The sequence below is a fragment of the Geitlerinema sp. CS-897 genome (assembly GCF_028368005.1).
GTDB classification, from domain to species: Bacteria; Cyanobacteriota; Cyanobacteriia; order Cyanobacteriales; family Geitlerinemataceae; genus Baaleninema; species Baaleninema simplex.
Window position 1 is genome coordinate 1 of sequence record NZ_JAQNCQ010000324.1, and the last position, 24,218, is coordinate 24,218.

Below are 24,218 nucleotides of genomic sequence, written 5' to 3' on the forward strand. Positions count from 1 at the left end.
GAGTCCGACATCCAACCCCACGGTATTTCCTGACGGTTCGAGTGTTTCTCGAACCTCGACACTAACGCAGAACTGAGCGTAATAGCCATCGGCTCTGCGAACCAGCCGAACCCGCTTGATTTGTTCTGTGCCGTAAAACGCCAAATCCCAGGTTCCAACCAGTTTTAGTCGTCCTATATTTTTCTTATCCGTAAAGAGAATATGTTTGGGGTCGAGTAACTTCCAACCTGAAGTTTTATACTCAACGGAACGACTGTTTTTCTTAAACTTGGGATATCCTTCTCTTGGTGCGCGTTCCCTAGCGCCGTGCGACGGCGCGGGATCGCACCGCTTTTTGCCAGGAACAGACTTGCGACAGTTCTCGAAAAAACGAGAAATTGCCGACCAAGCGCGTTCGGCTGAGGCTTGACGAGCCGTGCTGTTGAGTTCTCGGGCAAAGCCATACTCTCGAGCCAGGACTCGACAGTATTTGTTGAGGTCGTATTTGTTAACACCTCGGTTATCTATCCAATAGCGCAGTGCCTTGTTGCGAACGAACTGTGCGGTTCGGATTGCTTCGTCAATCGCTGCGTATTGGTGGGGTTTACCTTTGACTTTGAACTCGAGAACAAGCATCGTCGTTTGACTTGATTGTTCTGAATATTTTAGAACAAAAAACAGGATTTTCAAAAGCCTAGAAGGGCGGCTTTTGACCCAATTTTTTTGATAACGCTCGCGTGGCGTTGGCGATCGCGATTAAGGCGACCCCGACATCGGCAAAGACGGCTTCCCAGAGGGTTGCAAACCCCAACGCGCCGAAGAGAATCACGATACCTTTGACCCCCAGAGCGATCGCGATGTTCTGCCAGACGATGCGGCGGGTGCGACGGCCGAAACGCACGGCATCGACCAGTTTTGAGGGCGCGTCGGACATCAACACGACATCGGCGGTTTCGATGGCAGCGTCCGACCCCAATCCGCCCATGGCCACGCCCACGTCCGCTCGGGCAATTGCTGGGGCGTCGTTGATACCGTCGCCGACAAAGGCCACGGTTCCTGTTTCCGTCGAGGCTAAGTCGCGAAACACCTCGTCGAGCGCGTTGGCTTTATCTTCAGGTAGCAGTTCGGCTCGCACGTCGTCGATGCCGATCGCTTTGGCGATCGATTCTGCGACCGATCGCCTGTCCCCCGTCAGCATCACCATCCGATCGACCCCCAACTGTTTTAACTGCGATACGGTGGCTGCTGCGTCTTCCCGCAGGCGATCGGACACGACGATGTCGCCGATATAGCGACCGTCGATCGCCACGCGCACGCCCGTTCCGGCCGACCCGAAGGGGGGAAAGTTCGCCGACTCGAACAGGCGATCGCTTCCAACGGCGATCGCTCTTTCGATCCCTTCACTGTCTGCGGCCGTCACGCGTACCCCACAACCGGGAATTTCCTGATAGTCGCTCAACGTCATCTCAGAAGTGCGATCGGAGATGGCGCGACAGATGGATCGGGCGATCGGATGGGTCGAGTGAGATTCTGCCAGCGCCGCCCATTGCAATACCTCCTCGGCGTTCCAACCGTCGGCAGGCCGCACCTGCGTTACCTCGAAGGAGCCTTCGGTGAGGGTTCCGGTTTTGTCGAAAACGACGGTGTGTAACTCGGCGAGGCGATCGAGAAATACCGATCCTTTGACCAACACCCCCTGTTTCGCCGCACCGCCGACGCCGCCGAAGTATCCCAAGGGAATGCTAATCACCAACCCGCAAGGACAAGATATGACGAGCAGAATTAACGCCCGATAGCCCCATTCGATAAAGGTGGCGTCGGGTAAAAATAACGGTGGAAGCGTCGCGATCGCCAGGGCTAATCCCACGACGAAGGGAGTGTAACGACGGGCGAACCGTCTCATAAAGGTTTCGGTGGGGGCTTTCTGGTGGCGGGCGTTTTCGACGAGTTCTAAAATTCGCACGATGGAGGATTCGCCGAAGGGTTGGGTGACGCGCACGGTTAACGCCCCGCTTTGGTTGATGGTTCCGGCGAGGACGCGATCGCCTGCTTCGACGGATCGCGGTACGGACTCCCCAGTTAAGGCAGACGTGTCGAGATAGCTGTTTCCAGACAACACTTCGCCGTCGAGGGGAATTCGTTCGCCGGGTTTGATGAAGATTTCGGTGCCGACTTCGACGACTTCTGGTGAGACTGATTGAAATCCTTCTGGTGTTTTGACACGGGCGACGTCTGGACGCACTTCTAAGAGCGATCGAATCGAGTTTCGAGAGCGATCGACGGCGAACTCTTGGACGGCTTCGCCAATTCGGTAAAACAGCATTACGCCTACGGCTTCTGGGGCGGCGTCGATAGCGATCGCTCCGAGGGTCGCCACGCTCATCAAGAAGGTTTCGTCGAACGCTCGACCGCGCACGATCTGGCGTCCGGCAGTTTTCAAAACGTCCCAGCCGACGATGAAATACGCTGGGAGAAACCACGCAGGCGTCCAGATTCCCGTTAAGACCTCGTTTCCGGTGAGTGCTAGTCCCACGGCAAACCACAGGCTAACCCCCGCGAGAAGCCAGATTTCTCGCCGTTTTTTGCGCTGATGCGATGCGGGGTTGGTGTCGGTTGTGCCGTGACAGCTACAGCAGTCTGTGGTGGGTTTCGCGGACGTCTTCATCAAAATTTGCCTCAAAAACAACAATTGAACAGTTATTCAGATTTTAAGAGAAAGAGTCCGAAACGTTAAGCGTCGCTCTGCGAGGTTCTGGCATCTTCTCAACGGGAGACGGGGAGAATCACTGTAAACTGCGTACCTTCGCCGATCGCGCTTTGAGCGAAAATTTCTCCGCCGTGGCGTTCGACGGCTTGTTTGACGACGTACAAGCCCACACCCACCCCTTTCACGTTACCGACGTTGGAGGCACGCTCGAAAGGTTGAAAGAGTTTGTCGAGGAAGTCTGACGGCATTCCGATGCCGCGATCGCTCACTGTCACCACGAGGCGATCGCTGTGGCTGTTCAGGTTAATTTCGATGGGATTGTTAGGTGGAGAATATTTAATGGCGTTGGAAATTAAATTAGACAAAATATGTTCGATCAGTGTTGTATCGACAGCAACTGACGAGCAATCACCTTCGGATGTCAAGTAAATGGGATTTCGCCCGTCCGTACTCTGTTGAAAGTTATCGATCGCCTCGTTCGATAACGCGAATACGTCGGTCGGTTGAGGATTGAAGGGAAGCCGCCCGGACTCGGCACGATTGACGGTTAGTAGTTCTTCGAGTTGGTTTCGCATCGAATCGATCGCGTTTTTGATACGACCGAAATGTTTGGCTTTTTTCGCTTCATCGAGTTTGCGATCGTAATATTGAATAATTTCGAGCGATCCTAAAATTTGTGTAAGGGGAATGCGGAGATCGTGTGCGACAGTCGATAGGAATATTGATTTAAGTTGGTTGACTTGAGTTTGCTCTTGTAGTAAACCTTCTATTTCTTGAGCCTCTATTTGTTTTTTTATTGCTATAGCAATCGTCGTTTTAATATCTTCTATTTTGGCAGGTTTTGTCAGATATCCATACGCTCCTGTCTCGAGAACGCGATCGAGAGTGTTATTATCGCTAAACGCTGTTAAGAAAATAATGGGAATTCCTGTTTTTTGGAGGAGTTCGGCTGCCTCGATTCCCGTGAGATCTCCTTTCAGTTTGATATCCATTAAGACTAAATCTGGCGGATCGCAACGAACGCGATCGATTGCTTCCTCCGCAGTTTTAAAAATACCGACCACTCTATAGCCGAGAGATTCGACATCTTCTGCGAGATTATGGGCGGCAATCAGTTCGTCTTCAACAATTAATATCTTTTGATATTTCGTCATTTTTTCGATCCCTCAAAATGTTGACTTGCAGTTGTTGTTGAGTTCTATGTTCGATTTTTCGAGTTTATATTTTAGGTATTTTCGCTCGAGAGCTTTGTTTTTTCGATCGCGATCGACAGAAAACAAAGTCTTATTTTTTAAGCAATGAGTCTTGGAGTCTCAACAAGATGAAGAGAGTCTAGATCTCTACAAAAAACGAGTTTTAAACAGTCCGTCAGTTGCGCGAATCTAGATTACTTTTGAGAAAAGAACGTTTTCTGAGAAATGTACTGAAATCGAGTATACATAGCGATCGAATTGCAATCCCAGTAAATTCATCTCCGATCACGTTCGATATTAAAGTGAAACTGTCAAGTAAGTTTTATGGATTCAAAATTTTGGTGGGTCACTCAATCTTACCATACCTCAAAAAGCGACAACTTTCGACAAAAAACAGGAAATAGACCGTCAATCAATTATATGGTCGTGTTTTAGAGGCGATCGCCGATCGATTTTCGTTTTTTCTCGAGATCTCTGTAGCATATTTGCAGATCTTGTTTGTGGAAAGTAGCGAACATGAGATAAAAATAGGAAAGTTAGCGAGACAAAAAACGGTAGATTTGGGAAAAACTGCCGAAACCGAACAGTTGAAAGCGGCGATCGCACTGGGTGAGACGCTACGGCGAGGGAACTCGAAACTGCAACTGAAAGCGAGTTCCAGTGTTGGAATCGATCTCGAGCGCAGCATCAATTTGATCGGCGAGAATGGTAACTAAACGCATTCCGAGCGATCGCGTCGTCCGAGACAGGGCGTCGTCCGGTAAGCCGATTCCATCGTCTTCAACCGTCAATCTCAAAAGCCGTTCCTCCTCCCGACGAAGTTCGACTCGAACCCTGCCCGATCGCGCCTCGGGAAACGCGTGTTTGAAGGCGTTGGCGAGCAGTTCGTTGACAATTAAGCCGCAGGGAACAGCCGTATCGATGTCGAGTTCGATGGGTTCGGTTTCCATCTCCACCGAAATCCTCTGTGGGTCTAGCGTCGAAGCTTGCGATAGCGTGGTGACGAGATGTTGCAGGTACTCAGCAAAATCGACCTGTGCCAAACTTTCCGACCGATAGAGTTTCTCGTGAATCAAGGCCATCGCTTGCAGGCGACGTTGACTGTCGAACAACGCCTCGCGAACCGTGGGATCTTCGACACGCCGCGCCTGCATATTGAGCAAGCTGTGGACGACGTTGAGATTGTTTTTGACCCGGTGGTGAATTTCTCGTAACAAGACCTCCTTCTCCGCCAGCGAGTTTTGCAGGCGCGATTCGGCGAGCTTGCGTTCGGTAATGTCCTGGGCGGTTCCGATAATCTGTCGGACGCGAGAGTCCGAACCTCGCAGAAACGGCGTTTCTCGGGCGAGAAACCAACGCCACAGGCCGTTTTTATGCTGTAACCGATACTCGAAATCAAATACGGTCGAGTCCGGCGTGGCCGCGATCTGTTGGAGGCGATCGAAATACGCCCCGAGGTCGTCGGGATGGATGAGGGCTTCGAGGAGGCGATCGCCCAAAGCTTGCACTTCGTTGGGAGTATAGCCGAGATAGCGTTCGATCGCGTGGTTGACGTAAACGTTGCGCCGCTGTTCGAGATCGAAAATATAGAGAACGTTCGGGGAGGTATCGGCGATGCGTTCGATAAAGTGGCGACTGTCTTCGAGCGCTTGTTGGGCGAGTTTGCGATCGCTAATGTCGAAGGAAATCCCGTCCCAGACCACATCGCCGTTATCCTGCAATTGAGGACTCGAAATCGAATGAATCCAGCGCAGGTGACCGGTGGGCGTGATGATGCGATACTCGAACTGCCAGGGGGTCAGGTTTTCGAGCGACTCCCAGACCGAGGCGGTGAAGCCTTCGAGATCGTCGGGGTGGATGAGAGACCAAAACAAGCTAGAATCGCGCAACACCGCCTCGGGATCGATCTCGAACAGCGTGCGATAGTCGTCACATAAATAGGTCAGTTCGTCGTTCAACCGACCGTCAGCGTTCAAGAAAGGTTGACGGACGACGTACTGGTAAATCGCTCCCGGAACGTTGGCCACCAGCGACTGAAAGCGGTGTTCGCTCTGACGGAGGGCAATTTCAGCGGTTTTCCGCGCGGTGATATCCATCGTAATTCCCAACAGGCGATCGCCGCGATCGTCGTCGCGAACGAATCGCCCGAGACTGTGAATCCAGCGCAACGCACCATCGGCGTGAAATATTCGCATTTGCTCGTCGAATTCCACGTGTTCCCGCATGGTACGCTCGACCGCTCGACCCACGCGATCGCAGTCGTCCGGGTGAACCCACTGATAGAATTGCGCCTCTGTGGTCGGGGCGCAGTCCTGGGTCGTCCCGAAAATATCGCAAGTTCGCTGAGACCAGGCGAGGCTTCCCGTGCGAAAATCCACTTCCCACAAGCCGAGGTGGGCGATATCGAGAGCTAAGCGCAAGCTGTGTTCGCGCTCCCGTAGCGCCTGTTCGGTTTCGTTTTTTTCAGTGATATCACACGACAGTTCCAAAATCGTACTCAGCGTTCCCGTCTCGTCGAATTCGGGAACCAATCGCGTTTCGTAGGCTCGCAAGCCGTTCCTCGTCGGCCAGTCACACTCGAACTCCACGCTTTCACCAGTTTCGAGAACTTGGTGGAGGTGTTCGGCGAAGGAAGACATCTTTTCGGGAGCAAAGCCGAGTTCTTCGATCGTTTTTCCGAGGAACCGTTCGAGCGGCCACCCAGAAATCTCTAACAGAGTGGCGTTGACGAACACGTGGCGTAACTGGCGATCGAAACGACAGATGACGTCGGGGGAGTTGTCTACCAGCGATTGAGTATCTCGCTGTTGTTGGCGCAACTGTTCTTGAAACCGTTCGAGTTCTAAGGTTCGCAGGCGTACTCGGGTTTCGAGTTCGGCGTTGTTGCGGGCGAGACTGGCTTCGATCCGTTTGCGATCGGTGATATCTTCGGCGAATCCCGCAACTCGATATAACTTCCCGTCTGCATCGGGAATGGGAAACGTCCAGGTATAAATCCAGCGCAGTTGGCCGTCCGATCGTCGGATGCGATATTCTCCGTTCGAGGGGGAATCTGGGGTAAAGTGGGCGTTCATCACTTGCAGGACTTTCGCGCGATCGCTGGGAACTACCGCCTCGATCCACTGCTGGGGATCGTCGTATAAGTCTTGGCGAGACTGTCCCCAAAGGGTTTCGTAAGCGGCGTTGACGTAGTCGATCTGCGGGGAGTCCGCTGATTTGACAAACAGGACGATGCGGTTGTTTTCGGCAATTTGGCGAAATTTTTCTTCGCTGTTTTGCAAGGCCAGTTCGGCGACTTTGCGATCGGTGATGTCGATGAAACTCCCAACGATTTGAGTGGGGTTTCCGTCCTCGTCGCGAATTAAGCGCATTCGGTCGTAGAGCCAGCGATAGGTTCCGTCTTTGTGACGAAAGCGATATTCGCAGACATGAAAATCGAGTTGAAACAGATTGGGGAGACAGGCGAAGACCTCGGCGCGATCGTCGGGATGAAGGTGACGATCGTGAAAGTGGCGATCGCCGAGGATTTCCTCGGGGTCGTACCCGAGATAAAAGCGCACGTTCTCGCTGATGTATCGTGTTTCGTAGGGGTCTTGGGGAGTGCAGCAGTATAGGATCGCCGGACTGACGCCGAGGAGGAATTGCAGTCGCGCTTCGCTGTCGAGCAAGGCGGTTTCGGCTCGTTTGCGAGCGCTGATATCCGTTATCGATCCCACCATGCGAATGGGAATCCCGTTCTCGTCGCGAACGACTTGAGCGCGACTTTGTACCCAAACCCACCGACCCGAGGTATGTTGGATGCGATATTCGACGTGATAGGGAAGTTCGCGATCGCAACAGTCGCGAACCGCTCGAGCGAAGCGATCGCGATCGTCGGGATGGACGCGCTCGAAGGCCCAAGCATAGGCGTTTTCGAGGAACGCCTGTCGGGGTTCGCCGTAAATCTCCCAATATCGCGGCGACACGTGGGCGATATCTTGGAGAATATCCCAATCCCAGAGTCCGTCTCCGGTTCCTTCGACGGCCAGTTGGTAGCGTTCGCGAACGGCCTCGAGGTCAGCACAGATCTGACGGCGTTCGGTCACGTCTTCAGCAATTCCGACGACGCGCTCGATCTCGCCGTTGTCGTGACGCACGGGGAAGCCGCGAGCGCAAATCCAGCGAACTTCGCCGTCCGGTCGCAGGATGCGATATTCGATCTTTTTGAGTTCTGAGAGGCGATCGGGAGTCAATGCGGATTCGACCTGTTGGCGATCGTCGGGATGGATCGTTTGGAAGAATTGCGTCGCGTCGTCGTAGAGACCGGCGATCGAGCGTCCCCAAATGCGTTGGTAGTTGGTGGAATTGACGTAGAGGTTACGATGGTGTTTGAGGTCGAACACCCACATCACGGCGTCGATCCCGTCGGCGAGTTCTTGAAACATCGCCCGCTCTCGTTGCAGGTTTCGTTCGCTACGACAGCGCAGCAGCAGGCTCGAGAGGATTTCTCCGACGAATTGCAGGCGATCGCTCCGATCCTGTAAGCGGTCTTCGGATGCGTCGATGCTGGCGAACGCCAACCAGCCGAAAATTTTACTGTTGCGTAGCGGAATCGAGATCGGTCGTGCGATCGGGCGGTCTGGGGGACAGTGTTCGGGGCTTTGGAGCGTTCCGGTGACAAAGGCTTCTGCGTCGAGGGTGGGAGGAAAGACGCGATCGCGTTGGGCTTCGAGTCCCTCGGCGACCCAGGAATGGGTTCGCTGTAGGTGTTGGCGTTGGCGAACGTCGGACGGGGTTCTGTCGTCCTCGAGCTGAAACAACCCGGCCATCTGGAGGCCGAAAAACTGAGCGATGCGTTCGAGGGCGGTGGCGATCGCCCCATCGACAGCGTCGGGAGACAGGTTGAGAAACGAGTTTGAAATTCGAGCGACGAGGGTGTTGAATCGAACCTGTTCTTCGAGGGCGAGTTCGGTTTGTTTGCGATCGTGAAGGTCTCGGGTACAGACGACGATACGCCCGATGTGAGGTTCGTTTCGTAAATCGCGAGCGATGGATTCGACGTGTCGCCAGGAACCGTCGCGGTGTCGCAAGCGGTACTCGAGAGATCGTTCGTTTGGGGACGATCGGGCGCACGCTTCAAAATAGCGGGTGACGCGATCGCGATCGTCGGGGTGAATCGAGTCTGGACTCAAACAGTCTCGACCGGCTTCGGGGGGGTAGCCCAACAACGTTTCGAGGTTGGGGTTGATGTAGAGCAAGCGATCGTCGAGATCTTTCAAACAGATGAGTTCGTTACAGCCCTCGACGAGCTGTTGCCAAAACGGCGATCGGTCGAGATCGATGCGGTGTTCCCAAGCTTGTAATACGAGTTGATAAAACTGTCCGGCTCGACTGACGATATCTAAGCTCTCTTGAGGAGAGGAACAGTCGCGAAGTTGAGTTTCTAAGATGTTTTGATGGATTTTCGCCAAATTCGATGCACTTTTAACCCGATCGACGAGACAGTCTACTGTCGTTTCAATGGAGGTACGATCGGACTCTCGCATCCAATTTAATAGATAAAAGAGGTAAAAGTCGGCGAAGGCTCGTGACACACGTTTTGGGAGATTTACAGAGTTGCTATTTTGATTTTATACGGTTTTTTATTTTTTTGACAATCTATTTTTAAGCCTTTATTTAAATAAAAAATCTACCTGAAAATATGCAATAAATTCTTTTTAAATACCGCATTTTTATCTAAGTAATTTCAAGGATTGTTTCTAAAAAATCGTGTGAAGAATAGAGCGAATCGATCGAACTCGTCGAAAATTGGGAGAAGCGATCGCTCGACATCGTATCGAGCTGAAGTACGTTCGAGGGCGTGCGCTCGGGTTAGGACAGTCCGATCTGGCGGTGTGAGTTTCAATCTTGAAAATGTCGCGATCGAGCGGGCGGGTGCGATACGTTCGATCGCGTGCGCTCCGAGTATGGTGCGGTTCGACACGCACGCGAACGAGATCCGCCCGTACAAACGCGGATCGAACCCGTCGGCTGTTTTTTTATCCATGCGATCGCGCCAGAGGGCAGTTAACGGGGACTCGGCATTTCGATCGCGTATAAATCTCGTTCGCGTCCTAGGGCAAACCGTACCGAATGAGGGAAATCCTTACTGTTGCGGGTTACGAACACGACCAACGCAAACACCGCTAACCCCGACGAGATCGCGAACAACGCCCCGTAGCTGAGATACTGAGCGATCGATCCCAACAGCGGCCCGGCGATGGCGATACCCAAATCAAAGCCTCCCACACACAGCGAAAACACCCGTCCCCGTTCTTGGGGCGCAGAGCGATCGGTCATCAGGGCGATGGTCGTCGGAATCAACACCCCAGCAGCCATCCCTTCGACGAACCCCGCTAGCAAAAATAACTCGCTGCGGTCTGCCACGGATAGGGTCAACATCGACAGGGCGTAACACACCAAAGCACTACTGATAAACAGTCCCCGTCCGAAGCGATCGGAGGCTTGACCGGCTACCAGGCGCATACTGAAACTCGCGATCGCCGTCGCCGTGTAGAACCAACCGGGATTGAGAGCGATCGCGCTGGCTTCGATATGCAACGGAACGAACGTCGTCAGCGTCCCGAAAATCAAGCCCACAACCGACATCACCATCGTCGGAACCAGCACCCGAGGACTCGCTAACAACTGCCAAAAGGTCGCTTCTGGCTTGGGTTCGGGCGTCGCCTCCGAGGGCGATCGCGAGGTCTCGAAAGGCGGTTGCGCCGCCATATCTTCCTCGAACGACGTGGGTTCGGCCAGTTGCCAGCCACAGAGTCCGCTGACGACGCCGAGAGCCGAAGTCGTTAAAAACAACGCCGGATAGCCCAAATCCGCCTGGACGAAGCCGCCCAACGCCGGGCCGAGTCCCACCCCCAAGGGCGTAACCAAGGTCATGTAACCGATGAGTTCTCCCCGTTGTTGCGGTGGCGACAGATCGGCCACCAAAGCACTGTACGCTGTCGTAAAGGCGGCGATACTGATACCGTGGAACGTCCGCAGCGCCATCAACCCCGGAATCGACGATACGAGGAGATAGCCCAACGGCGCGATCGCCACGACCACCGTTCCCACCCGCAACACGAACGTTCGGCTGTGGGAGTCGGCCCACCGGCCCAGGGTCGGCCGCGACAGCACCAAACCGAGGGCGAACGATCCCATAACAAATCCGATCTGTTGTTCCGTTCCGCCCACGTGTTTGACGTAGAGGGGCAATGTCGGCAGCAGCGAGGCCATGCTCGACCAAAAAAACAGCCCAGCCGCAAAGAGCAGGGACAAACTTCGTCGTTGCGATCGGGTTAATGCGTTAAAAACTTTCAAACCGCGCGATCTCCGATGAGCTAACCTTCGATGCGATCGCCGATACCGTCAGCATCTCAAACACGATTTGTTTCGAGACCCGCGCACACCAGCACCGTTTACGAATTTATGTTAACAAAACTCTATCGATCGAGGCATCGGACGTTTCCCGGTCTCAACTTTGCCAACTGGAGCGATCGAGCAGACGACAAATCCAAATCGCGACCGCTACACTAAAAAAGCCTAGATTTTCCGAATTACGAGTTTTTATTAGTTTCTCAATCGTGGAACCGACTTCTTTTCACTTTCACAACGGGAATACTGCCACGGGCATCTATCTAGAGTCTCAGAGCGACTTTCAAACGAGTCTCGATCGCCTCGGACTGTCCCGGTCTCGTCCCGTTCTGGTTCTCGTCGGCGGTGCCAGCAAAATGGAACCCGACGCCTTCGCTCGCCTCAAAACCTTGTTCGACGACGTTCTCGCTCCCACCCTAGAAAAAGTCAGCGCGATCGCCCTCGACGGCGGTACCGATTGCGGCGTCATGCAGCTAATGGGACAAGCTCGCACCCATATCGACGGCACTTTTCCCCTCATCGGCGTCTGTGCGATCGGAACCGTTCTCCTCCCCGACGGAACGCCCCCCATTTCTGACGACGCTGCCCCCCTCGAACCCAACCACAGCCACTTCGTCCTCGTTCCCGGTACGGACTGGGGTGCCGAAAGTCCCTGGCTGGCAGAACTGGCAGACTACATCGCCAACGGTTTCCCCGCGTGTACCCTCGTCAGCAACGGCGGCGAAATCACCTGGCAAGACGTTTCGTACAGCGTCAAAGCGCGTCGCACCACCGTTGTTTTAGCCGGAAGCGGACGCACCGCCGACAAACTGGCCGCCGGACTGCGGGGCGAACCCACCGACGATCGCGCCGAACCCCTCATCCGCACTGGCTGCTTGCAAGTTTTGGATTTGGACAACGACATCGACTTCCTGCAAACCGTCGTCAGCGACCTGTTAACTGCGCCGTCAAAGTAACGCAACACCCCCGATCGCCCCACTGTTCGCCCTCGACAAATTCCCATATACTGCTGTTGAGCGTGCCGGCCGCGCCGTTCTGGGTAAAACCTATGTGGGTTGCGACCCCTCGGCGCCGTTTGCCAGCCATTTGACACCGAAACGCCATCCCTCGAGATCGTTCCGCTCGAGCTTAAAATTGGGAACGTCGCGAGCTTCCATCGTTCGAGAAGACAACAATGGCCAAAAAAAACTCCTATACCGCATATCTTAAAGAACAGTTCGGCGAGTTAATCGACGGACTCGACCTCAGCGACCAGCAAAAACAATTTCTCAAGTCTCGCTGGCTCGACCAACTCCTTTGGCTCGAAAAGAAAGCCGGACAATGTCAGAAACAATACTATCGCCTGCGGTTGGTGACGATTATCGGGGGCGTCATCATTCCGGCACTGGTCAGTTTGAATTTCCAACAAGGTCGAGTGAGAACGGCCGTGTTCGGGGGAACCTTCGTTTTAGCTCAAGTGGTGGCCATCTCCGCCGCCGTCGAAGAATTTTTCCACTACGGCGACAAGTGGACGCAGTATCGCAAAACCGCCGAAACTCTCAAAACTGAAGGATGGCAGTTTTTCCAACTCAGCGGCGTGTATAAGGACGCGAACAGTCACGAGAGCGCCTATCGTAGTTTTGCCGGTCGTATCGAACAGGCGATTCAAGAAGACGTCTCTGTGATTACTGAGGTGGTGCAGGACAAACAAACGGAGGAAGAGAAAGAAAAAATTTACGAAACGGCTAGTACGATCGGCTCTCAATACCAGCCGACTCCGAGACCGATACCGGGTGCGCCGATGCCACCGCCGCCTCGTCCTCGGGAGTTCGATCGATCGCTGTCAACGACACCTCCCGAACCGACCGTTCCCCGCTATGGTGACGACTTCGCCTCCGAGACGGATACGGATTTGCCCCCGGCACCTCCGATTACGTCCAGTCCGCCCCGTCGCGCTCCGCGCCAGCTAGAGGAGCCGGACACCAGCGATCTCGACAATCTCGAAATCGACGAGTCGAAACCCCCCGGCGCTCCGATTACGTCTCGTTGGGAATAGTCCCTCGTACTCTCTCCCTCGATAGGCTGCAAAGACAAGGGTAGCGAATCCAGATAAAATAACTAATCTTACTTAAATTGGTTATTTTATCTAACCTCATTAATTTTATCTAACTGTGTGGAGGTGCGATCGCTCCCGAATCGATGCCGTCGAAACCTTGGCAACAGAAGGCGATCGCGACGCCATCGCGCGGCCGTTCTCGATCGCCGGCTCTCCCGTCAAAACTTCCTGTGTATCTACCCCGGAGGAGAAGCGATCGTGGGTGAAGAACCAATAACCCCAACCCGTGCGACCCACCGAACCCGATGGCTGGTGCGAACGGTGGGAATTCTCGGAACGGTCAGCGTTTTGGGTGCGATCGGGACTGCCGTGTCCTACTGGAGCGAACGCGATCGCAAAATCGAGACCGCCACCGAAAGCGCCGTTACAGAAACCCAACGGGCAGTCGAACAAATCGATCGCCAACTGAAAGCCCTCGAAACCGTCGTCGAAGAGTTAGCAGAAGACCTAAACACCGGTCGGCTGAGCCAAGAAGACCTCGACGATCGCCTCGAGACGCAGTTAGAAAAGAACGAAAACCTCTCCAGCGTGGGCGTCGCTTACGCCCCCTACGGTTACAACGCCGAAACGCGACTGTACGCTCCCGTCTACAAGCGCGTCTCCGACCCCGATCGCCCCAACCGAGAGCGCTTCCAACGCTTCAACGTCGAAGACACTTACGATTACACCCAACCCCATATCGCCTGGTTCAACGATCCCCTAAACGGGGGGGCGCAGTGGGCAGATCCCTATCTCGGACGCGTTCTCCAGCAACTCCTGGCCGAATATAGCGTTCCGTTTGCGACCCCCGAAACAAGCTCTCCAACGCCCGACCCCAACGGTATCGTTTACGCCAACTACGACTTCAAACAACTCAAAACCTTAATGGAGTCTTTGGCGTTGGGGAAAACGGGATACGGGTTCGTCGTCTCCCAATCGGGAAAGTTCGTTTACCATCCCGTCGATGCGGTCGTGAAAGAACGACGGTCGATCTTCGACCTGTCCGAACACTGGAACGCACCTCAGTTTGAGGAACTGGCCGAGGCCATGCTGGCTGGCGAACGGGGTGCGATACAACTGACCCCGAAAGGTCGTGCGTCGGCGTGGGTCGTTTACGAACCGATTCCCTCGACGGAGTGGTCGTTAGCCGTCGTCTTGTTTCGAGACGAAGTGTTTCAGAATACGAGGAGTTTAGACCGGAAACTCATTTGGCTGACGCTGTTTGTGGTGGCGAGTTTGGTGTTCGGTTCGGTGGTGGCGATTCGTCCCGACGGCGATCGTATTCATCGTCTGTGGGGTTTAGTCGTCGTGGTGTCCGTCTTTTTGTCCGGTGGAATCGGTGCGATTTGGGGCTTGGAAATGAGTCAGACCAGCCTCGACAACGATACGGGCATCAAAATCGCCAATCCCGCTCGCTTACAAAAATTTCTCGCCGAGCAAACGCGACGCGCTCAAGCCGCCGGAGATACACCCCCCGTATTCGTCCCGACCGGGGTATTTTTGCAGTCGTTGGAATTTAGCGACGCTAACGATGTTTTCGTGACGGGTTATGTTTGGCAGCGTTATCTCGACGGCGTTCACGACGAGATTTCGCGTGGGTTCGTGTTACCCGAAGCCGTCTCGCCGAGCGTCCGAGAAAGTTACCGCCAGGAGTTCGACGGCGGAGTACTCATCGGTTGGTATGTCGAGGCGCAATTGCGACAGCCGTTCGATTACTCGAAGTATCCGTTCGATCGCAAAGACGTATGGATGCGGCTATGGCACGAAGATTTTACCAGTAACGTCGTGCTGACGCCGGATTTGGCCGCTTACGATATTTTGTCCCCCACCACCTTACCGGGTCTCGAAATGGGGGAAAATTTCGTGATGCCGGGGTGGATTTTAGAGCAGAGCTTTTTTCAATACAAGCTCAACAGTTACAATACGGGGTTTGGGTTCCGGGGCGAAACGCAACTGAAAAACTTCCCCGAACTGTATTTCGATGTCGTGATGCGTCGAGATTTCCTGACCGTGTTTATCACGAAAATGATGCGAACGATCGTGGTGGCGGTGTTGTTGTTCGGCGTGCAAACCATTATTCGCTTTAAGGTCGAAGACGACGAACTCGGATTTAGCGCGTCGGGTGTGATTTCCGCCGCTGGCGCGTTTACGTTCATTTTGATTCTCGACCAAATTAATTTGAGAAGTTCGTTGGCGACTGGCGGAATTCTCTACATTGAGTATTTTTACTTTGTTTTGTACGTGATGATTTTGTTCGTGGCCATCGATGGTTTGTTGGTGGCCAAGCGATCGAATGCCTTTCTCCTGCGCTATCGCAACAACTTAATCCCCAAACTGTTGTACTGGCCGGTGTTGTTGACGTTGCAACTGCTCGTTACCGCTTTGGTGTTTTGTTAAGAACTGGCCACGACGCCGACGCATCGCGAGGTGTTTTTTCGTCAGTTTTGGGGAAACGTCCTCATAATGCAGACCCCCCGCTCGGACAAACATTTGGGTCGCAGGCGATCGCGACTCATCCAATCGCACTCTAAAAACAAATCCCCCCATTTAACGCCTCCTTGAAGCGCTCGGCTAGATCGATCGCGTCGGGAGCGGGAATCGCGAAGTTTCTGCCAATGTTAAACGTTACGTAAAGCTGACCGTTCGAGCCGTTACAACCGCCGTTGAAATCGAGTACGCTAGAACGTATCGATCGAATCCAGTTTCGCCAGGGGTAAGCTTATGAGCATTTCCCTCGTCAACGTCGCCAAATATTACAAAGATCTGCCCCATCAAATTAAAGCCCTCAAACGATTACAAGAACAAATCGCGGCCGTCCGTCCCGATTTGCTCGCCGATAACTCAGAATTTCTAAACATCTGGCGCAAGTCCTCGAAATCTAAAAAAACAACCGTTGCGGCTGCCAACAGTGCCTCCCCAGCACAACTCGGCCAGCAAATGACAAACCTCAGCCAAGGGATCGCCGCCAGCGTCAGCCACGCCAAACCCACCGCAGCGACGGCGGCCGTCCCGACTTCCGAACCGCCGAGTTACGTGAGACCCGACGGTTCGGTCAAACTCGACGTACCGTTTCTCAGCCAACTCGACAACACCAACAACCCGTACGGCTCCTGTAACGTGACCTGCGTGTCCATGTGCATGGCGTACTTCGGACATCCCACGAAAAACAGCAGCGGACAGCAACTCGAAGACGAACTCTATCAGTTCATGCTCGATCGCGGACTGTCCCGCCACTCTCCCCACGACCTAGCCCGACTGCTACAACTGTACGGCTACCGCGACGATTTCCAAGAAGCCGCTAAATGGGACGACGTAAAAGCCTGGTTGCGTCAAGGTAAACCCTGCATCACCCACGGTTGGTTTACCAGTTCCGGCCACATCGTCACGATTATCGGTTACGACGATCGCGGTTGGATCGTCAACGATCCTTACGGTCAGTGGAGTCGCAACGGTTACGATACCTATGTCAGCGGTGCGGGCGTCGTCTACAGCTACGCCGACCTGAGAGACGTGTGCGGCCCCGACGGCGACCTGTGGATTCACTACGTCGATGGCAAACCGGGACAGGCGACCCCCTTACCCAAAGGAACCGTCACCCGCAGTCGGGACAGTTCGATCGCCACCGCAACCCCTTCGGACACGACGCAACTCAAGCTGCAAGATATTCTCCGAGACCATAAAACCTTATCTTGGACGAAAGCGGCGAAATCTCAAGCTCTTATCAAACAACTTCAAGTACGACTGCGGGCGCTCAAAGTGTTGCACGACAAAGCCGATGGCTCGTACGGTCCGAAAACCAAGTCGGCGATCGAACGTTTTGCCCGAGCCTTTGACTTACCCACCGACCAAATCACGCCCCAATTCGCCAAGAAACTCATCGAAGCCAAAGAAGTACCGGGACTCGACGATGTCAGTCAGTGGATCGCCTTCGAGGTGGCGGCTCGTCTGATGGGGGCGAAACTCGAAGACGTGCAAACGTATCTGCCGCCGCTGATCCGAGGGTTAGAAGAACGAGGAATCCTCAACAAACCCACCTTGATCGCAGCTCTGGCTACGATCTCAGTCGAAACGAACGGATTCCAACCCATTAACGAATGGGGCGGTAACGATTACTTTACTCAGATGTACGAAGGTCGCGAAGACCTCGGCAACATCTATCCTGGCGATGGTGTTCGGTATCACGGACGGGGTTTTATTCAAATTACCGGTCGTGCTAACTATCACCACTACGGCGAAAAACTCGGCGTCGATCTCGAAAACAATCCCGAACTGGCTCTCGATCCCGACGTGGCCTCGAGGATTCTCGTGGAGTATTTTTGGGAGCGATCGGTGGACCAACGGGCCCTCGAAGGGGACTGGCAAGGGGTGCGACGTGCCGTCAACGGCGGTTTGAACGGATGGGATCACTTCTGGCCGGTCGTCCAAGATCTCCAACAGGCGATCGGTTAGCGATCGCCGACGCGCACGAACCGAAACGCGTACGACCCAATCTGTGCTGTCTATATTGATGACGATGGGGCGATGACTATCTCACTCGTAAACGTTGCCAAATATTACGAAGGTTTGTCTCACCAAGACGAGGCACTGGCTTATCTCGAACGGGAATTGTTGCAAACCAATCCCGAGCTGCTCGATGCTGACTCCGATTTCGTCACCATTTGGCGCACGCCGCCCCAACCGGTGGAAGTGCAAGCCGCCAAGCCGGGTCTGGCCGAACAGGTCGATTTACCCGTTCCCTATTTGTCCCAACTCGATAACGTCAACAATCCCCACGGGTCTTGCAACGTGACTTGCGTTGCCATGTGTTTGACCTATTTAGGACATCCGGCGATCGGCGATGGGGGACAACAACTTGAAGACGAGCTATATCAGTATTGTTTGGATTATGGCTTGTCCCGTCACTCCCCCATCGATTTGGCGAAATTGGTGCGAGCTTACGGGTACAAAGACGACTTTCAACCCGATGCGAAATGGGGAGAAGTCAAAGAATGGTTGGCCTCTGGCAATCCGATTATTACCCACGGTTGGTTTACGCGATCGGGTCACATTATCGTGATTCGCGGTTATAACGAACGAGGGTGGATCGTCAACGATCCGTACGGGGAATGGTACGAATGGGGATACGATACCCATCGAACTGGGGAAGGGTTGACCTATTCCTACGGCATGATGAGCCATGTCTGCGGCAGCGATGGCGATCTCTGGATTCATTACGTGTCGAAGTAGTCGGTAAAACCGGTTGGCGATCGCCGGGGAGGGTGACGTGCGGGCCGGTTTCCCGCGATCGCCCAGTTTCCCCCGCAGACAGACCCTCGACGGCCGCAGAACGCTCTCGCCAGTTCTCACTTGCCTGCCGTCGCGCGTCGAACTTCTGAACTTATCTAACCTATCTCATTCAGTCGTGCATCGAGCGAAGCCATGACAGACGTTTTTATTTCTTACTGTCGCCGAAACAAAGCGTTCGTTCAGCGCCTGCACCAAGCGTTCTGCGAACACAAACGGGAGATTTGGGTCGATTGGGAAGACATTCCCCTCAACGCCGACTGGCGACAAGAAATCTATCGGGGTATCGAAGCGGCCGATAATTTCGTCTTCGTCTTAAGTCCCGACTCCGTCGCCTCCCAAGTCTGTCGCGAGGAAGTCGAACACGCGATCGCCCACCACAAACGCCTGATTCCGATCGTCTGTCAAGAAGTCTCCTACGACGAGGTTCACCCGGCACTGGCCAAACTCAACTGGATTTTCTTCCGCGATACCGACGATTTCGACGCCACGTTTCCCAAACTCCTCTCGACGATCGACACCGATCTCGAGTACGTCCGCGCTCACACGCGACTGCTCAAGCGAGCGATCGAATGGGACAGCAAAGACCGCGATGCTAGCTTCACCCTCCGGGGTAACGACCTCAAAAATGCTGCGGCGTGGCTGAGTCAAAGTGGGAACAAACAACCCGAACCGACCCCCTTGCACACTCAATACGTCATCGCCAGCGAACAGCAACAAAGCAAACGTCAGAAAACGATCCTCGGAGGGGTTGCCGTAGGATTGGTCGCCACCAGCCTCCTGGCGATCGTCGCCGTCAAAGAACGCGCCGTGGCGGTAGGAGAACGAAATCGCGCTCAAGAACAGAGCGTTCGCGCCCTCGCTGCCCTCTCAGAAGCCCGGCGGCTCACCGACGACGGCCTCGAAGCCCTACAACACGCCGTTCACGCCGCCCGACACCTCCAACTCAACAATAACTTTCCGCCCGACCTCGTCGCGACCACCACGGAGGTTCTCCGCAAAGCTGTTTACGACGTGCAAGAACGCAACCGTCTCGACGGTCACGAAGACCAAATCAACCGCGTCGTTTTTTCGCCTAACGGCGAACTCCTCGCCTCGGCCAGCGACGACGACACCGTGCGGGTTTGGCAACGCAACGGGGAAGTGTTACACGTGTTCCAACACGACGACCACGTTCGCCGCGTGGCCTTTTCCCCGGACAGTAAAATCGTCGCCTCCGCCTCGAAAGACGAAACGGCAAAACTGTGGAACGTCGAAGACGGTTCGCTATTGCAAAGCCTCGACCACGGGGCGCGGGTACGGGCGATTCGCGTGACTCCCGACGGCGAACTCGTCATCACGGGTGACGACGACGGACGCGTGCGGTTGTGGACGCCAGAGGGAGAGTTGTTAACGACGTTTACCGCCCACAACAGCGAAGTCAACGATCTCGATGTCAGCCCCGACAGTAAAACTTTTGCGACCACCAGTCACGACCTCGACGTGAAATTGTGGGCGATCGCGACGGTTCTCAATCCCGAAACTGAGGAGGAAGCGGCGGCCGGTGCGGACGCCAGCGCAACCGAAGCGGCGATCGAAGTGGCAATGGATGCCGACGATGCAGAGGTGACGGAAAACGCCCCTCAACCCGAACGGGTGTTTAAAGGACATCGAGATAAAGTGTGGGATGTCGATTTTTCTCCCGACGGCAATACTATCGCGACAGCGAGTTCCGACAATACAGCGATCGTCTGGAATTTAGAAGGGAAAGCCCTGCGTCAACTGCGGGCCCATACAAACTGGGTACGGAGCGTGTCCTTTTCTCCCAACGGGAAAGCCTTAGTCACCGGGAGCGACGACAACACGGTCAAACTCTGGAGCATCAGCGGCATTTTGTTGAAAACTTTTGTCGGTCACGATGCCAGCGTACGGAGCGTGTCCTTTGCCCCCGACGGCAATACCATCGCCTCGGGCAGCGACGATACGACCGTTCGCTTGCGAAGCGTTGAAGGGGCGGTGGTTGAAATTCTCCAGGGACACCGTTCTGGCATCAAGGGCGTGCGCTTCAGTCCCGATAATCTGATCGCGTCGGTAGGAACCGATAACACCTTAAAGATTTGGAAGCGAGACGGGGCGCAATTGTTGCGTAGCATCGAGTACGAGGCGGGGTTGCGAAACGTCAACTTTACCCCCAACGGTCAGTTTATGATTACGGCCAGTTACGATAATTCCCTGCAACTGTGGAATTTGGACGAGGTTCTCAACTTCGATAACGCAGTCCCCGTTCGTCGCTTTGTCGGTCACACTTCGACGGTCAAAAACCTCAGTATTTCCCCCGACGGTCGCTTGATGGCGTCGGCGAGTTCTGACGGTTCGGTTCGGCTTTGGCAGATTGGCGATGGCACGTTGCTGCAAACGCTCGAGGGGATTCACGAACCGGAAGTGACCGATGTGAGCTTTTCTCCAGATGGGTCTTATTTCGTTTCGGTCGGTGGCGAGGGCAAACTCAAGGTTTGGACGATCGAGGGCGAACTCGTTCGGGAATTCCAGGCTCACGAGGCTTGGATTAACGCGTTGTATTTCAGTCCGAACGGTCGGTTTTTGGTGACGGCGGGGGGCGATAATACGGCGCGCGTGTGGAATTGGAACGGCGGTCGGATCGAGACGACGCCTCACGCGATTTTAGAAGACCATACGGATTGGGTTTGGGACGTCACCTTCAGTCAAGACAGTCAAATTATTGCTTCGGCGGGAAAAGACAATACGGTTCGCCTGTGGGATACGGACGGGACGTTACTGAAGACTCTCGCCGCTCACAATAACTGGGTCCGTGCGGTCAGTTTCAGCCCCGACGGGCAAAAGCTGGCGTCTGGTAGTGCCGATAAGACGATTATTTTGTGGGACGTGGAATCCCTCGAGCAAATGGAGAACGAGTCGGCTGGCGTCTCGATCGATCGCTTGTTAGAGGAGGGGTGCGATTGGCTTTCGGATTATCTGACTACGAATCCGACGTTGAGCGAAACTCAAAAAGCGATTTGCATGGGGATTTAAGAGGCTCGCCGTCAGCTCGTTTGCGATAATAGTCGGAGGCATCCGGGTTTCTCCTGTGAGAACCCGTTTTTTTGTCTCTGGAGTGACGGAGATGGGGGGAGTTCGCATCATCTCCTCGTCCGGTCGTTTTTCCCTTACATCATCGTCGAGGTTGAAAGTTGTTCGGAGTTCGCTATCCCGATTGGCTCGATCGCTTGAAACAGCAACGCGCGATCGCTGTGGTTCGATCGCCGAGGTTGGCGATGGGATACGGTATGGCTCGAGCCGTTGTCGAGGCGGGGATGGAATTCGTGGAGGTAGGCTGGAACGGCGATCGCCCGGCGGAGTTGGTGCGGCGGTTGCGGGACGAGTTTCCACACTGTCAGATCGGGGCGGGAACGTTGGTGAATGCCAGGCAGGTGCGCGAGGCCATCGCCGCGCGATCGCAGTTTCTGTTTTGTCCCCATACGGATGTCGAGGCGGTTCGGATTGCGATCGAGGCTGGCGTGCCGATGGTGCCGGGGGCGTTGTCGCCGACGGAAATTCTTACGGCTTGGACGGCGGGAGCGGCGGCGGTTAAAGTGTTTCCCGTGCAGGCAGTGGGGGGAGCCAGTTATATTCGCAGTCTGAAGAGTCCCCTCGATTTCGTGCCGTTCGTCCCGACGGGAGGGGTGACACTGGATAACGCGCGATCGCTGGTAGATGCGGGAGCGATCGCGGTGGGAATTTCCAGCAGTCTCTTCCCCCGTTCTCTCGTCGAGTCTGAAGACTGGCAGGGGATCGCGGGTTTGGCGTCTCGACTGCGATCGAATCTCGGGGCGAACGGTTAGATCGGCGACGCGAGATCGACGGGTTGGGTTAGATCGGTTGGGTTAATCGCCGTTTCCTTCGTTGGTCAGCGGAACTCGCAAGTTAAACTGACTGCTTTGATCTTGAGGTAAGTTTTCGGGGTTGTTGAGTTCGATGGTGACGGGTTCGAAGATAACGCCCCGATAGCCTACATCTTCTCTCAGTTCGGGGTAGGTCGACTGACCGCGATCGGGGGTCGTGGAAATTTCGTCGAGATAGAGGTCTTCGACGCGGGTACTGATGGTGTCGTCAAGTTCGATCGCTTGCGGTTGTTGGGCTGCAACACGGCCGACTAGCGTTAGCGATCCGATCGCAGTCAGGGCGAAAACGAAAATTGGCTGAGACATCGGTTCCTCCTGGGGGGACTCGTCAACGGGTCGTTCTGTTTCTATCCTATCGACTCTGACCAAAGGCGGTCGGAGAAATGTTGTGATTTCCAAAAAACGTCACGAACTGATACGAATTTGAGGGAAGATCGTGAAGAATTTATAAAAATGTCGTCTCTGTTTTTGTGTTGTTTATATACTTATATTTTATCTCTTTTTCGATGGTTTGTATGAGGTCGTCGAGCTGGCTCGGTCGGCATCCCGACCCGATCGATCGACGGGTTTCACGAATCTCGATCGCGTTTTGACATCGCATCGAAAAGAATCCGAGACAGAGACTGACCGTTACCGCCCTTGACGGTCAAACTGCCTATCACAGCCGAACTAACGTTGTGAGTCTTCTCGCAACCAGTGCGACAGGTCGCGATCGATGAGGTCTTGAAGTTTTAAAATATCGTCTCGGTAAGTTTGCCTTAGCTGAGATTTGACCTCGTCAGTGAGAAACTTTTGCTGGTGGTTGGGAGAAAGTTGGCGTTTATCAACGAGGTTGGCTCGACGTAATTTCGAGGCTACGCGAATCCGCAACCCTTCACCCGCAACAGATTTAACTAACTTACGAAGCGGACTGGGAACCTCGAGAGCGGCGAGTTGGTTGGCGAGTTGGTGAACGGTTTTATTTTTGGGAACTCGACCGACGAGCGCTCGTTTGGACGTATCGACCGAGACGCGATCGTCGACTTCGAGGAAGCGGAAAACATCGGCAAAAAATCGATCGGGATTCCCGGCCATATCTTCATTTAAATAAACTTTAACGCGATCGCGATCGAACAACTTAAAATATCGCTCGATCTGCGCGTAATAAAACCCCAACGCTTGGTAATGATAGATCCAGTTCCAGCGGTCTCGAATACGAGAGGGTTCGGCCTCGAGTGCTGCTTTAAAATCAGTAATCGGTTCGCGACCTCGACTGAACGTATGCATATACGCCGAAAATGCCCGTTCGACGGGATCGCGCAAAATGGCGATAATTTTTACGTCGGGGATGTAGTGTTTGATGCGTTTGGGAGCTTCGGGACTGTAAAGATACAACGGAGACGATTCTCCTCGGGCGAGATGGTTTTTTCCCCCCTCAAAAAGCGATCGATACGCGTCTAGGGTCGTGACGCCGTTTTTATTAATTAAAACATCAGCACCGGGAGGCCCTTTAAAATCGAGAGATTGTCCTTCTAGGGCAAAAAATGACGGTTCGTTATAAACGATGTAAATTTCGGGATGTTCGGCGAGTCGCGCCATCAAATTACTCGTTCCGGCTTTTCCCGCGCCGACAATTAAAAAGTTTGGAAGAACCATTTTAGACTGTTGGTAATTGACAATTGCGACCCGAACGTCGCTCGACTTTCGATCTC

The 24,218-nt window shown here is 54.2% G+C and carries 15 protein-coding genes; 8 read left to right on the forward strand and 7 right to left on the reverse strand.

Annotated elements, in window-relative coordinates; all coding sequences use genetic code 11:
• The 5 genes from POG22_RS20690 to POG22_RS20710 all read right to left on the reverse strand — a co-directional run.
• On the reverse strand, positions 1–615 hold a 615-nt coding region (locus POG22_RS20690), incomplete at its 3' end, for an RNA-guided endonuclease InsQ/TnpB family protein (RefSeq protein WP_498906987.1).
• Positions 616–673: 58 nt separating this feature from the next.
• Entirely contained in the window at positions 674–2,644 is a 1,971-nt protein-coding gene (locus tag POG22_RS20695) for a heavy metal translocating P-type ATPase (RefSeq protein ID WP_498906988.1), read from the reverse strand.
• 98 nt (positions 2,645–2,742) lie between these two features.
• The gene (locus tag POG22_RS20700) at positions 2,743–3,840 is read right to left on the reverse strand and encodes a hybrid sensor histidine kinase/response regulator (RefSeq protein ID WP_498906989.1); all 1,098 of its coding nucleotides are present in this window, start codon (positions 3,838–3,840) and stop codon (positions 2,743–2,745) included.
• Between the two features lie 656 nt (positions 3,841–4,496).
• Entirely contained in the window at positions 4,497–9,452 is a 4,956-nt protein-coding gene (locus POG22_RS20705) for a PAS domain-containing protein (RefSeq protein ID WP_498906990.1), read from the reverse strand.
• A gap of 472 nt (positions 9,453–9,924) precedes the next feature.
• Complete coding sequence (locus POG22_RS20710; protein WP_190288602.1) at positions 9,925–11,217, reverse strand: MFS transporter; 1,293 nt, start codon at positions 11,215–11,217, stop codon at positions 9,925–9,927.
• A 263-nt stretch (positions 11,218–11,480) separates the two neighbouring features.
• Between POG22_RS20710 and POG22_RS20715 the strand changes: the two genes are divergently transcribed.
• From POG22_RS20715 to POG22_RS20750, 8 genes are all read left to right on the forward strand, one after another.
• Complete coding sequence (locus POG22_RS20715) at positions 11,481–12,227, forward strand: hypothetical protein (RefSeq protein WP_498906991.1); 747 nt, start codon at positions 11,481–11,483, stop codon at positions 12,225–12,227.
• A gap of 218 nt (positions 12,228–12,445) precedes the next feature.
• On the forward strand, positions 12,446–13,306 hold the full coding sequence (locus tag POG22_RS20720; protein ID WP_063717025.1) for a DUF4231 domain-containing protein: 861 nt from the start codon (positions 12,446–12,448) through the stop codon (positions 13,304–13,306).
• A gap of 115 nt (positions 13,307–13,421) precedes the next feature.
• Positions 13,422–13,583 carry a hypothetical protein gene (locus POG22_RS20725; RefSeq protein WP_498906992.1) on the forward strand — a complete coding sequence of 54 codons (162 nt, stop codon included), beginning with the start codon at positions 13,422–13,424 and terminating at the stop codon, positions 13,581–13,583.
• Entirely contained in the window at positions 13,565–15,742 is a 2,178-nt protein-coding gene (locus POG22_RS20730) for a PDC sensor domain-containing protein (RefSeq protein WP_498906993.1), read from the forward strand. Before POG22_RS20725 ends, POG22_RS20730 begins: the two co-directional genes overlap by 19 nt.
• A 324-nt stretch (positions 15,743–16,066) precedes the next feature.
• The gene (locus POG22_RS20735; protein ID WP_498906994.1) at positions 16,067–17,794 is read left to right on the forward strand and encodes a C39 family peptidase; all 1,728 of its coding nucleotides are present in this window, start codon (positions 16,067–16,069) and stop codon (positions 17,792–17,794) included.
• 72 nt (positions 17,795–17,866) lie between these two features.
• Positions 17,867–18,571 carry a C39 family peptidase gene (locus POG22_RS20740; RefSeq protein ID WP_063717029.1) on the forward strand — a complete coding sequence of 235 codons (705 nt, stop codon included), beginning with the start codon at positions 17,867–17,869 and terminating at the stop codon, positions 18,569–18,571.
• Positions 18,572–18,763: 192 nt separating this feature from the next.
• Complete coding sequence (locus tag POG22_RS20745) at positions 18,764–21,658, forward strand: toll/interleukin-1 receptor domain-containing protein (protein WP_498906995.1); 2,895 nt, start codon at positions 18,764–18,766, stop codon at positions 21,656–21,658.
• 158 nt (positions 21,659–21,816) lie between these two features.
• The gene (locus POG22_RS20750; protein WP_063717031.1) at positions 21,817–22,467 is read left to right on the forward strand and encodes a bifunctional 4-hydroxy-2-oxoglutarate aldolase/2-dehydro-3-deoxy-phosphogluconate aldolase; all 651 of its coding nucleotides are present in this window, start codon (positions 21,817–21,819) and stop codon (positions 22,465–22,467) included.
• A gap of 42 nt (positions 22,468–22,509) precedes the next feature.
• On the opposite strand, the gene POG22_RS20755 is transcribed toward POG22_RS20750, so the two are convergent.
• The gene (locus POG22_RS20755; RefSeq protein ID WP_063717032.1) at positions 22,510–22,833 is read right to left on the reverse strand and encodes a hypothetical protein; all 324 of its coding nucleotides are present in this window, start codon (positions 22,831–22,833) and stop codon (positions 22,510–22,512) included.
• A gap of 363 nt (positions 22,834–23,196) precedes the next feature.
• Complete coding sequence (locus tag POG22_RS20760) at positions 23,197–24,162, reverse strand: sulfotransferase family protein (protein ID WP_498906996.1); 966 nt, start codon at positions 24,160–24,162, stop codon at positions 23,197–23,199.
• Between the last annotated feature and the right edge of the window lie 56 nt (positions 24,163–24,218).